This is a genomic window from Streptomyces sp. NPDC048825, assembly GCF_043198355.1.
GTDB classification, from domain to species: Bacteria; Actinomycetota; Actinomycetes; order Streptomycetales; family Streptomycetaceae; genus Streptomyces; species Streptomyces xiangluensis.
Window position 1 is genome coordinate 417,678 of sequence record NZ_JBICUR010000006.1, and the last position, 11,789, is coordinate 429,466.

9 protein-coding genes are annotated in these 11,789 nt (G+C 69.1%); 3 read left to right on the forward strand and 6 right to left on the reverse strand.

The window, feature by feature from the left end; genetic code table 11:
* Window positions 1-239: 239 nt before the first annotated feature.
* Window positions 240-1,406: an alpha-hydroxy-acid oxidizing protein gene (locus ACGFNK_RS18285; protein WP_393416960.1), complete on the reverse strand. Its 1,167-nt coding sequence runs from the start codon at window positions 1,404-1,406 to the stop codon at window positions 240-242.
* Between the two features lie 112 nt (window positions 1,407-1,518).
* Between ACGFNK_RS18285 and ACGFNK_RS18290 the strand changes: the two genes are divergently transcribed.
* Window positions 1,519-2,559: an Lrp/AsnC family transcriptional regulator gene (locus ACGFNK_RS18290; RefSeq protein WP_393416962.1), complete on the forward strand. Its 1,041-nt coding sequence runs from the start codon at window positions 1,519-1,521 to the stop codon at window positions 2,557-2,559.
* Window positions 2,560-2,800: 241 nt separating this feature from the next.
* Here the strand turns inward: ACGFNK_RS18290 and solA are convergent, their stop codons facing one another.
* Window positions 2,801-3,940, reverse strand: a complete 1,140-nt coding sequence (solA, locus tag ACGFNK_RS18295) for an N-methyl-L-tryptophan oxidase (protein ID WP_393416964.1) — start codon at window positions 3,938-3,940, stop codon at window positions 2,801-2,803.
* Between the two features lie 464 nt (window positions 3,941-4,404).
* On the opposite strand from solA, the gene ACGFNK_RS18300 reads away from it, so the two are divergent.
* Together ACGFNK_RS18300 and ACGFNK_RS18305 are read left to right on the forward strand one after the other, a co-directional pair.
* Window positions 4,405-5,493, forward strand: a complete 1,089-nt coding sequence (locus ACGFNK_RS18300) for a homoserine dehydrogenase (RefSeq protein ID WP_393416966.1) — start codon at window positions 4,405-4,407, stop codon at window positions 5,491-5,493.
* On the forward strand, window positions 5,486-6,916 hold the full coding sequence (locus tag ACGFNK_RS18305) for an aldehyde dehydrogenase family protein (RefSeq protein WP_393416968.1): 1,431 nt from the start codon (window positions 5,486-5,488) through the stop codon (window positions 6,914-6,916). The genes ACGFNK_RS18300 and ACGFNK_RS18305 overlap by 8 nt, the downstream gene beginning before the upstream one ends.
* Window positions 6,917-7,048: 132 nt before the next feature.
* Here ACGFNK_RS18305 and ACGFNK_RS18310 read toward each other — a convergent pair whose 3' ends face one another.
* The 4 genes from ACGFNK_RS18310 to ACGFNK_RS18325 form a co-directional block, all read right to left on the reverse strand.
* A complete protein-coding gene (locus tag ACGFNK_RS18310) occupies window positions 7,049-7,510 on the reverse strand; it encodes an Lrp/AsnC family transcriptional regulator (protein ID WP_393416970.1) in 462 nt (153 codons plus the stop codon).
* Window positions 7,511-8,032: 522 nt separating this feature from the next.
* A complete protein-coding gene (locus tag ACGFNK_RS18315) occupies window positions 8,033-9,316 on the reverse strand; it encodes an NAD(P)/FAD-dependent oxidoreductase (protein WP_393416972.1) in 1,284 nt (427 codons plus the stop codon).
* Window positions 9,317-9,926: 610 nt separating this feature from the next.
* Complete coding sequence (locus ACGFNK_RS18320; RefSeq protein ID WP_393416974.1) at window positions 9,927-11,411, reverse strand: NAD-dependent succinate-semialdehyde dehydrogenase; 1,485 nt, start codon at window positions 11,409-11,411, stop codon at window positions 9,927-9,929.
* 60 nt (window positions 11,412-11,471) lie between these two features.
* Window positions 11,472-11,789 (reverse strand): ABC transporter permease (locus tag ACGFNK_RS18325; RefSeq protein WP_393416976.1); only part of this gene is annotated, 318 nt, incomplete at its 5' end.

An 11,789-nucleotide genomic window follows, 5' to 3' on the forward strand; every position in this document is an offset into this window, starting at 1 on the left:
TGAATCCTGACCGGTGTGCTTCAACGGCAAGAAGGCGAACGCAACCTGCCTGGCCTTCGCAGCTTGGTTGCTCCTTCTTGCGCCATGAAGGCATCCGCGGTTTGAGGGCCCGGCTGTCGCGTCCGTAAAGGTGAGCGCGATCACGAGCAGGACGGCCGGCCGGCCGGCAGGCCGACGACCTCCCGCACCCACGGGTCACGGTGGTGCGGTGCACCCCGTGGCGAACGCATTGGGGCGTCTCACATGACGCGCTGGAGGGCTTCCGGAGTGAGGTGGCCGAGGGTGGGATAGCCGTCGACGGCCATGATCAGGTCGGCTTCGGCGAGCAGTGAGCGCAGCACGTGAACGATGCCGTCGGTGCCGCCGAGGGCGAGGCCGTAGGCGTAGGGTCGGCCGATGCCGACGGCGGTGGCACCGAGGGCGATGGCCTTGATGATGTCGGCTCCGCTGCGGATACCGGAGTCGAAAAGGACTGGCAACCCGTCAGCGGCCTCGACGACAGCGGGCAGTGCCTGAAGGGCGGGGAGGCCGCCGTTGGATTGCCGGCCGCCGTGGTTGGAGCAGTAGATGCCGTCCACACCGCCGTCCTTGGCGCGCCGGGCGTCCTCGGGGTGACAGATGCCCTTGACGATCAGTGGCAGGTCGGTGAGGGAGCGCAACCACGGCAGGTCGTCCCAGGTGAGGGGGTTGCCGAAGACCTGGACCCACTGCAGGACGGCCGCTTGGGGATCCTCCTCCGGTGTGCGGGTCAACCGGGACCGGAAGACCGGGTCGGTGGTGTAGTTGGTCAGGCAGTGCCCGCGCAGCTGGGGGAAGTTGCCCGTGGCGAGATCGCGCGGACGCCAGCCGGCCACCCATGTGTCGAGGGTGACGACGATGCCCTTGAACCCGGCCGCCTCGGCCCTGCGGACGAGGCTTTCCGCCAGGTCCCGATCGGTAGGGGTGTACAGCTGGAAGAAGCCTGGTGTGTCGCCGAGTTCGGGGGTGACCTGCTCCATCGGGTCGGCGGAAAGGGTGGAGGCGACCATGGGCACTCCGGTGCGGGCAGCGGCCCGTGCAGTGGCCAGGTCACCGTGCCCGTCCTGGGCGCACAACCCGATGACCCCGACAGGGGCCATGAACACCGGTGACGGCCACGTCATTCCGAAGAGCTCCACCGACAGGTCGCGCTCGGCAGCACCGACGAACATCCTCGGGATGAGCCCCCAGCGTTCGAAAGCCGTGACGTTGGCCCGCTGAGTTCGCTCGTCCCCGGCGCCTCCGGAGACGTACGACCACACCGAGGGCGACAGCGCCGCTTGAGCCTTGGCTTCCAGCTCCCCATGGCTCATAGGGAAGGACGGCAGCACCCCCGCCAGCCCGTTGAGGTAGATCTCGTCCTCGTAGGAGCCGAACGTCTGCTTCATGTGATGTCCTTCCCATCGCGTAGGCCGGCAGGGTGCCGTGCCCGTGCCAGGATGGAAGACCGGAAGCCGAAGGACAGGAAATCGCAGGAATTCCGCACTCAGGTGGGCCCGCATGCAGGATGACGTCAGGTTGCTGAGTGAGGAGGACCTGGCGCTCATCCATGCGCTCCAACTGCAGCCACGGGCATCGTGGAGCGTTCTGGGCCGGGCTCTCGACGTGGACCCGGTCACCGTGGCAAGGCGTTGGAGCCGGCTCGCGACACGCGGTGAGGCATGGATCAGCCTGTCTCCCGGGCCACGGCTGTTCGACCAGATCTGCTTGGCCTTCATCGAGATCGACTGCGCACTGGGCAGCGCCGCCGCGGTGGCCGGTGCGCTGAACCGTCACCCCCATATGCTCACCATCGAACGCACCGTCAGCGGCCACGACATCCTCGCCACCGTGGCCAGCCGCGACCTGGCCGCCATGTCCCGCTACACCCTCGACCATCTGCCGGCGATCAAGGGCGTGACCGCCGTCCGCGCCCGGATCGTCACCCACATGTTCACCGAGGCCGGGCGCTGGCGGATCGACGCACTGGCTCCCGGGCAACGAGCCCGGCTCACCGCCGCCACCAAGTCCGCACCCCCTGGCCGAGACGTACGTCAGGTCACGCCCGCCGACCGGGCCGTCCTCGCGCACCTGGCCCAGGACGGGCGGGCCTCGTACCAGGCCCTGGCAGCCGCGCTGAAGACCAGCGCCTCCACGGTGAAACGGCGCATCGGCCAACTCACCGGACTGGGACTGCTCAGCTTTCGTTGCGACTTCGCCCGCCCTCTGGGCGGCTGGCCCGTGGCGGCCACCTTCTGGGCCAGAGTTGCACCGGCGGACCTGCGAGACCTCGGACACGCCCTGATCCGGCTGCCGGAGACTCGCAACTGCGCCGCGATCAGCGGCCCCAACAACCTCATGCTGCAGGTCAACCTGCATTCCGTGACCGACGTCCTTCGCTTCGAAAGTCACCTGGCCGCCGTGCACCCCAATCTCGACATCATCGAACGGGTGATCACCATGCGGCACGAGAAGCTGTTGGGCCGCCTCCTTGACCACCACGGCCGCACCATCGGAACCGTCCCTCCGGACATCTGGGCGGAGCCGCGCGGAGACCTCTGACCTGACGTCTGCAGCCCGCCTCCTTTGACCGTTGGTGAGGCGCCCGGCAGCACGCCGCCACCGTGGATGCGACGGGCCCATCCGCCTGCTCCTGGCCTGCGAACGCGGCGGCCGGGTCTGGCGCCTCGTCGCCGCCTGCGGGGCGTGCGCCGCCGCGACGGCCCAGGCTCCCGCGGGTCTTCTGACCGGGCACGGCCCGCAGCGGGCCGATAGTCAGGGTCATGCCTTACCTCGTTCGAACTCAGGCCGCGGTACGGCCGTTTGTGGTGATGAAGTCGATCGGCTGGGAGGTGCGGCCCTCCAGGACGAGGTCTGCGGCGATGTCGCCCATGGCGGGCGAGAGCTTGAAGCCCTGGCCGGAGAAGCCGGCCAGCAGGACGATGTCGTCGCAGCCCGGCAAGGGGCCGACCAGGGGCCTGGTGCTGTCGGTGTAGCCCTCCATGAAGACGGACAGGCGCACCGGATCGGGGTTCAGGCCGGGCAGGTGGCGCCGCACCACCGTCGTGAAGGTCTCCAGTTCCTCCGGTGCGACGGTCCGGTCCAGCCGGTTCGGGTCGTCCACGGGCTTGTGGTGGATCTGGGTCAGGCCGAGCTTGACGGTCAGGCCGTCCGGAGACGGTATGCCGTAGAAAGGGATGTCGCCCCGGCGGATGAAGGCGGGACGCTCCGCGTCCGCCGGGTGGTCCTCGTGGGGCAGGAACCATGCGCTGATCGCGCGGTAGACGCTCACCTCCCACGGCAGGTCGGGCAGCAGGTCGCCCGCCCACGGGCCGGGGGTGACGACCGCGGCGTCGAATCGCTCCGTGTCGGTGTCGGTGCGGATCTCCACGCCGCCCCCGGCGACGGGAGTGACTTCCCGCACCGGGGTGTAGCGGCGGATCCGGGCGCCCAGCTCCTCGGCACGCCGGGCCGCGGTCTGGACCGTCAGCTCGGGGCGGACGAAGCCCGCGTGGGAGTCGAGGACCACCAGATCGCCGTCGTCGACGCGGAACTGCGGGAAACGCTTGGCCATCGCCTCGGCGTCGATCACCTCGTGGTCGAGGCCGTGCTCAGCGATAACGTCCATGACGGTGCGCATCTCGGGGTGGTCGGCCGGTCCCATGAACAGGGCTCCCGTCAGACGGCGAAGCTGCCGCCCGGTCTCCGCCTCCAACTTCTTCCAGACGGCGTCGGCGTGCCGGACGAGCGGCACGTAGCGACTGTCGTCGGTCTGTACGCTCCGGAAGACCCGGGTCTCACCGCCTGCGGCGCTGCGGTCGTGGCCGGGGGCGAAGCGGTCGTAGGCGACGACTTCTGCGCGCCGTGCCGCCAGCCGCCAGACGGCCTGGCTGCCCATCGTTCCCACGCCGACGACGGCGACGCGCTTCCTCGCAGCTGACACAGGAGCTTCCTTTCGTAACGCCGGGGCGCATGCTGGCCCCCCGACGTGAAGCTGTTCGTTTCAAGAAGGATTGGACCTGGGTTCCGGGGCTTTGGAAGCGCCGCATCGCAACCGTTGCATCTCGGAAAACGGGCTCACTTCTCCGGGAGGTCCACGCCGAGTCATGCCACATTGTGGAATGTTGTGCTGGAATCTGGCACGAGAATGGCAGTGGCGTGGAGGGGAGTCAAGTGGGCGCCGGACAAGAAATTCCGAGGATCAACGGCGGGAAAGCCGGATGGAAATGAAGCACCGATGGGGGCCGCGATCGTGTCGCCATACGCGGGGTGAGCGAACCGTCATCACAACGGTACAGATCGGCATGCCGTGCGGTCGTTGCGGCATGGAGCAGGTGACAGGCCGGACAGCGAGGCTCTGAGCAGCCGCACCGTGGAGGGTGCGACGGACTGCGAAGGAGCTTTGACATGGGCCGATACGATCTCGCCCTCATCGGCTTCGGAGGCGTCAACCGCGCGCTCGCCGAACTCATATCCCAACGCGGGGACCGCCTCGCCGAGGTCTTGGGCTTTGCCCTGCGCGTCGTGGCGATCACCGATCTGCGGGCCGGTTCCCTGGTGGACACCGACGGCATCGATCTGGCGCCGCTGCTGGCCGCCGAGCCCGGGGAGCTGAACTTCGCGGGCCTTGCCGGCGGCAGGGCAGATCCGCGCAACGAGTGGGTGATCCGCGAGGTCCCGGCCGACATCGTCGTGGAGGCGACGTTCACCAACCCCACCGACGGCGAGCCCGCCCTCTCCCATGTGCGCTGGGCCCTGGAATCGGGCAAGCACGTGTGCACCACCAACAAGGGACCGGTCGCACTCGCCGGCCGCGCACTGAAGCAGCTGGCTGCCGAGCGTGGCGTCAGCTTCGAGTTCGAGGGCTCGGTACTCAGCGGCACCCCCATCCTGCGCACCGCCGAGCGCATGTTCGGCGGCCTGGAGATCACAGGCGTCCAGGGCATCATGAACGGCACCTCGAACTACATCCTCGGCCGCCTCGAAGAGGGCATCGAGCTTTCGGCGGCCATCGCCGAAGCCCAGGAGCTCGGGTACGCCGAAGCCGATCCCACCGCGGACATCGAGGGTCACGACGTCCAGCTCAAGGTCATGATCCTGGCCAACGAGGTACTCGGCGCCGACCTGCGCCGCGAGGACGTCTCCTGCAAGGGCATCTCCGGGATCACCCCCCACGAGGTGCAGGACGCGGCCTCGAAGGGGCTGCGGTGGAAGCTGGTCGGCTCCGCCACCCGCCACGAGGACGGCAGCGTCGATGCCCGCGTCGCCCCGCTCGCCCTGCCCGCCCGGCACCCGCTCGCCGGGATCTCCGGCCCCGTCAACGCGGTCGCCTTCCACACCGACCTCCTCGGCACCGTCACGGTCTGCGGGCCGGGCGCCGGCCGCATCGAGACCGCCTACGCCCTGGTGTCGGACATCATCGCCATCCACCAGCGCCACGCGGACGACGACACCGCCCCCACGCGCCCCGTTCTCCAGGAGACTCACCGTGTCTGACACCGTCGTGCCCCCCAGCATCGGACTCGGCACCGACACGGCGCCCGTGCACAACCCCTACACCGGCGAGGTCATCGCCTCGGTGCCCACCGTCGACGCAGGCGCCGTCGGCAGCATCCTGCAGCAGGCCAGGTGCGGGCGCCGCACCGCGGCAGCGCTGTCCCGCGCCTCCAGGGCTGCGGTCCTGGAACGCGCCGCCCGACTGATCAAGCGGCGCGCCGAGTCCTTCGCTCAGCTGATCGTCAGCGAGGCCGGCAAGACCATCACCCAGGCCCGCAAGGAAGTCGCCCGCGCGGTCAACACCCTGTCCCTGTCCGCGGCCGAGGCACGGCGCAACGCCGGCGAGGTCATCCCCTTCGACTCCTTTGAGGGCTCGGAGAAACGGCAGGGCTGGTTCACCCGCGAACCGCTGGGCATCATCGCCGCCATCACTCCGTTCAACGACCCCCTCAACCTGGCCGCCCACAAGCTCGGCCCGGCTATCGCCGGCGGCAACGCGGTCATCCTCAAACCGTCCGCGCTGACGCCGCTGTCCGCGCTGCGCCTGGTCGACACCCTCATCGAAGCCGGCCTGCCCGAGGAGATCGTCACCGTCGTCAACGGCAATGCCGACATCGGCGCCGCGATCGTGGCCGCCCCCGACGTGCGCATGGTGTCCTTCACCGGCGGAGTCGCCACCGGCGAGGCCATCTCCCGCACGGCCGGCCTGAAAAAACTCGCCATGGACCTGGGCGGCAACGCCCCGGTCATCGTCATGGATGACGCCGACCTGGAGGAGGCCGTGGCCTCCTGTGTCTTGGGCGCGTTCTGGGCCGCGGGCCAGAACTGCATCGGCACCCAGCGGATCCTGATCGCCCGCGAGGTCTACGAGCGCTTCCGCGACGCGTTCGTCGCCCGCACCAAGCTGCTGCGCCTCGGCGACCCGCTCGACGAGCGCACCGACGTCGGCCCCATGATCACCCAGGAGGCCGCGGCCGCCACCCGGGCCAAGGTCGACACGGCGGTGGCCGAGGGCGCGGTGCTGCTGTGCGGCAACGACGCCACCGGCTCCCTGTACGCGCCGACCGTCCTGGAAGACGTCCCGGCGACCTGCTCGATCTGGCAGGAGGAGGTGTTCGCCCCGGTCGTCGTGCTGCAGCCGTTCACGTCCTTCGAGGACGCCATCGAGCAGGCCAACGCCATCGACTACAGCCTCCACGCGGGCATCTTCACCTCGCGCCTGGACCGCGCCCTGAACGCGGCCCGGCTGCTGGAAGCCGGCGGAGTCATGATCAACGACTCGTCCGACTACCGCTTCGACGCCATGCCGTTCGGCGGATTCAAGTACGGCAGCATGGGCCGCGAGGGCGTGCGCTTCGCCTTCGAGGAGATGACCCAGCCCAAGGTCGTCTGCGTCAACCACATCAGTGAAGTGGTCCAATGACCGCCTTCCGTACGAGCGCGACTCCCTGGGCGAACTGACGGTACCGGCCGACGCCTACTGGGGCATCCACACCGCCCGGGCACCTCGTGGTCCAGAGCGGGCTGCTGGACAGAGAAGAAGCGATGGCGCTGCTCATCCCGCTGCCGTTGAACTCCGCCCTCCTCGCGGGCGGTTGACGACGCTGGACAGAGTGAGCGCGGTGACCGTGTCCCGTACGCCGGGCATCTGGGCGATGTCCTCCCAGATGACTCGTACGCGTTCCAGCGAGGCCGCCTCCAGGCGGACCATGATGTCGAAGTCGCCGCTGAGGATCTCGCAGATGACGACCTCGGGGATGCGTTTGAGCGCGGCCAGGACGTCGCCGCCGCGCATGCGGTCCTGGCGGTAGACGAGGACCAGCGCCGAGACGGCATTGCCGGTGCCGTCGCCCGCGCGGACGATGGTGTAGCCGGCGATGTGGCCCTCGCGCTCCAGCCGTTCGATGCGCTGGCGCACCGCATTGCGAGACAGCAGCACCTTGCTGGCCAGCTCGGAGTGCGAGATGCGGGCGTTGCGGGTCAGCTCGGCGATGATCTTCTCGTCGATGGCGTCCACGGCCGACCGTCTCCTTCGTATTCACAAAGTCGGTGGAGGTGACATGCCTGACCGGAGTCGGCGCCCTCGAACCATCCGGAGCCGGCCGCCGAGCCATGCCCCGCCAGCATGCTCTCCCCGGCCGTCCAGAGGCCCGACACACGGCCGACCTTGGAATGCCACAAGCACTTTTGCGCAGCCTGCGCACCTCCGTCTGTTCCGGGCGACGTGGGAGGATCGCTACCGCCAGGGCCGGTACGGCGGCGAAGACCAGCCACGGCACGGCGGGTGGGAGACCGCGGTTGCGGAGGGAGCCGGTGGGGGAGCTGCCGCGGGTGGCGACGGGCAGGTCCTGGGCGACGGTGGTGCGCACGATGAGTCGCCGGGTGGGGGATGTCCTAGATCTGCACGACGGCGACCGACCGCCGGTCAGGCCAACCACGAACAGCTCGACGATGGAGTGCGCCGCGTCGCGACACTGCGGGGACCTCCCGCGAAGGGGGAGCGAAAGGGCCCCGCAGTGTCGCCGCTGTCTGCATCGGCTCAGCGCAGCTTGTCCTTGGCCTGGTAGTAGGCGCCGCCGAACGGCAGGAACCAGGCGGTGCCGTTGTAGAAGGGGACCGGGACCTTGGGGAAGCCGAGGTCGCGCAGGGGGTTTGCCTCAGGCTTGCCGTCCATCATCTCGGCGACCGCGCGGCCCATGTAGGTGGCCATCTGGACGCCGTGGCCGCAGTAACCCATGGAGTAGTAGAGGCCGTTGACCTCGCCCGCGTGCGGGATGCGGTCCCAGGAGAAGCCGACCCGGCCGCCCCACAGGTAGTCGATCCGCACCCCCGCCAGCTGTGGGAAGCTCGCGGTCATGTCCCGTTTCAGGATCTCTCCGCTCTTGACGTCGGAGGCCGGGGTGGAGGGGGAGAAAGCTGCCCGGCCGCCGAAGGCGACACGGTGGTCGGGGGTGAGGCGGATGTAGTGGCCGATGTTCTTAGAGTCGACCACCAGGCGGGCGTTCGGGATCAGCTCCTTGGCACGCGCCTCGCCGAGCGGTTCGGTGACGATGATGAAGCTGCCGACGTTGATCAGCCGCTTACGGAACCATGGCAGCGACTTGTCGGTGTAGGCGTCGGTGGCCGCCATGACCTGCCTGGCACGGATGGTGCCGTTGAGGGTCTCGACCACGAAGCCGCCGCCCGGCAGACGAGTGAGGCCGGTCGCCGCGTTGCGCTCGTGGATCTCGGCGCCGGCGCGTTCGGCGGCCTCGGCAAGGCCGTGGACGTACTTGCCGACGTGGAGGGCGGCGCTGTCCGGGTCGAGCAGGGCGCCGTGGTAGAAGTCCGAGCTGAGCTCCGACTTCAGCTCGCCGCGGGTGAGGAGCTGTGTCTCGTGCCCGAAGTTCTCGGCCAGGTCACGCTGTTTGGCCCGCATCGCCTCGAGGTGCCGCGGCTTGGCGGCGACAGCGAGACGTCCGGCGCGGTGGAAATCGCAGTCGATCTTCTCTGTCCGCGTGATCTCCTCGACGACGTCGACCGCGTCGCGGAAGGCGTCGTACAGCTCGCGGGCGCGCTCCTGGCCGTAGCGCTTGCGGGCTTCGGCGGTGCTGATGGTGAGGCCCTGGGTGCACATGCTGCCGTTGCGGCCGGAGGCGCCCGAGCCGACCTGGTCCTTCTCGACGAGGACGACCCGGGCGCCCTTGCGGGCGGTGTGGTAGGCGGTGGACAGGCCGGTGAGGCCGCCGCCGATCACCACCACGTCCGCCTCGTCGGGCAGGTCCTTTCCGGAACGGTCGGGCAGGGCGGGGGCTGTGTCCATCCAGTAGGGGATCTGCTTCATGGCGTGCGTCCTCTGTGTTCTCTGTCCTGTGTGGCCGTGTCGCGTGCGGTAGGCAGCGAACAACGCAGACCCGTCACGTCGGGCAACTAGGCGTCATGCGGTCGTAGCCCCCGTGCTGGGCGGTGTGGATGACCTGCGACGGCTCAATGTCCCTGGCCTTGTCGGCGGGCTCGAAGGTCTGCCGGTCCGGCTGTAGGCGTCCGCGTTGTGGGCGGTGCTGACACAGTCGAACTCGACGCCGATGTCCTCGACGTTCTTGGCGATCAGGTCGTCGTCGGTGTTGGGGAGTGGGTCCAGACCGGGTTGTCCAGGTCCAGCCGGTCGGAATGTGGGTTATGACGCTGCAGACGATCGGACCGAGCGGGGAGCACGGCCAGCCCCCTCACTGCAGGTTCGGAGGTCGGTCGGCGGTGGAGCGGAGCCGCCTACCACGGTGAGGTGAGAGATGCCCCGCAACCCGGCGTTCAGCGCCAGCCGCCCGCACTGGCCTGTCTGCTCGGTGAGCCGGAGCCCGGTCTGACTGACGAAGAGCGTCGGCAGGTTACGCAGAGGTTCTTTCTCGCGGCTGATGGATACATCCCGACATGCAGGACGCTTCCGTCCGGCTCGCTCAGGTGTGAAAGCCGGGCATGGACAGGTATTTGAGCTGCTGGTATTCGTGGAGGCCTTCGGGGCCGCCTTCGCGGCCCAGGCCGGATTGCTTGATCCCGCCGAAGGGTGCGGCGACGTCGGAGACCAGGCCGCGGTTGATGCCGACCATTCCGGCCTGCAAACGGGAGGCGACCCGGCGGGCGCGGTCGATGTGGGAAGTCATCAGGTACGACGCGAGACCGTGCTCGGTGTTGTTGGCCACCGCTATGGCCTCGGCCTCGGTGGAGAACCGGTGGATGGCGGCGACGGGGCCGAAGACTTCCTCGTGCATGATCGCGGCGTCGGCGGGAACGTGGTCCAGCACGGTCGGGGCGGCGTAGTGGCCCGGCCCGTCAGGGATGTCCGCCTCGGCGATGACAACGGCGCCACGGGCCACGGCGTCCTCGACGAGGTGGCGGACCTTGTCCACCGCACGGTGGTCGGCCAGCGGGCCGAGGCCGGTGTCCTCCCGGTCCGGGGGGCCCACCCGGGTGGCGGCCATCCGTTCGGCCATCGCAGCGGCAAACGCGTCGGCGATTCCCTCCTGGACCAGGAACCGGTTGGCGCCGACACAGGACTGCCCGCCCAGCCGCATCTTCGCCATCATCGCTTCGCGGACCGCGAGGTCGAGGTCGGCGTCGTCGAAGACCAGGAACGGCGCGTTGCCGCCCAGCTCCATCGAGGTGCGCAGCACCCGCGCACCGCTCTGCTGAAGCAGCAGCCTGCCGACCGAGGTGGACCCGGTGAACGACAGCTTGCGCAGCCGGGGGTCGGCCAGCAGCGGCATGGTGACCGCCGCCGGGTCACTGCTGGTGATCACGGTCAGGACACCTGGAGGCGCGCCGGCCTCACGCGCCAGCTCGCCCAGCACCAGGGAGGACAGCGGGGTGAGCGCGGCCGGTTTGAGCACGGCGGTGCAGCCTGCGGCCAGGGCGGCGGCGACCTTGCGGGCAGCCATGGCCAGCGGCACGTTCCACGGAGTGATCAGCAGGCAGGGCCCGACCGGTTCGGCGACGGTGACGATGTGACTCTTGCCGTCCGGGGAGGGAGTGCTGCGAGCGTGATGGCGGACCGCCTCCTCGGCGTACCAGCGGAAATAGGCTGCGGAGTAGTCCACCTCGCCCCGCGCTTCGGTGATCGTCTTGCCGATCTCCAGGGTGATGATCCGGGCCAGACGCTCACGGTGCTCGATCATGGCGTCGGTGAGCCGGTGCAGGACGGTCGCGCGGTCCCGCGGGCTGGTGAAGGCCCACCGGTCGGCGGCCGCGGCCGCCGCGTCCAGTGCACTCAACGCGTCCTGTGCGCCGCAGTCGGCGACGGTGGCTATGACTTCTTCCGTTGCGGGGTTGCGCACCTCGAAGGTGTGACCGCCGGCGGCGGGTTGCCAGTCGTGGGCGAGGAAGCCACGGGGGACGGATTCCAGGACTGCCGACTCCCATGAGGGAGCGGTAAGCATGTCAGCCATGTACATGGCCCTTTCGGTGATCGCAGGATGGTGTGCCACAGGAGCATGAGCGCTGGGTGGTCATACGGCCTCGCCTCCTGGAGCGGCGACTCCTACGGTGTTTTCGACGGACAGGAGGGAGTCCTGGCGTCCGGAGCCGAGCCAGCGCACGAGGGCGACCAGGCCGAGGGCGAGGATGGCGAAGGCGATGAGGATGGCGCTGATTGCGGTGACGCTGGGGTCGATTTCGAAGGTGAGGGAGTTGTAGACCCGCACGGGCAGGGTGACGGTGTCGACGGAGGACAGGAACTGGGAGATGTAGAACTCGTCGAAGCTGGTGATGAAGGAGAAGATTGCTGCGGCGATCATGCCGGGTGCGGCGAGGGGGAAGGTGATGCG

Coding starts and splice junctions, on each gene's coding strand:
- ACGFNK_RS18285 (WP_393416960.1), bottom strand. CDS start 1,406: ATGAAGCAGACGTTCGGCTCCTACGAGGACGAGATCTACCTCAACGGG.
- ACGFNK_RS18290 (WP_393416962.1), top strand. CDS start 1,519: ATGCAGGATGACGTCAGGTTGCTGAGTGAGGAGGACCTGGCGCTCATC.
- ACGFNK_RS18300 (WP_393416966.1), top strand. CDS start 4,405: ATGGGCCGATACGATCTCGCCCTCATCGGCTTCGGAGGCGTCAACCGC.
- ACGFNK_RS18315 (WP_393416972.1), bottom strand. CDS start 9,316: ATGAAGCAGATCCCCTACTGGATGGACACAGCCCCCGCCCTGCCCGAC.
- ACGFNK_RS18320 (WP_393416974.1), bottom strand. CDS start 11,411: ATGGCTGACATGCTTACCGCTCCCTCATGGGAGTCGGCAGTCCTGGAA.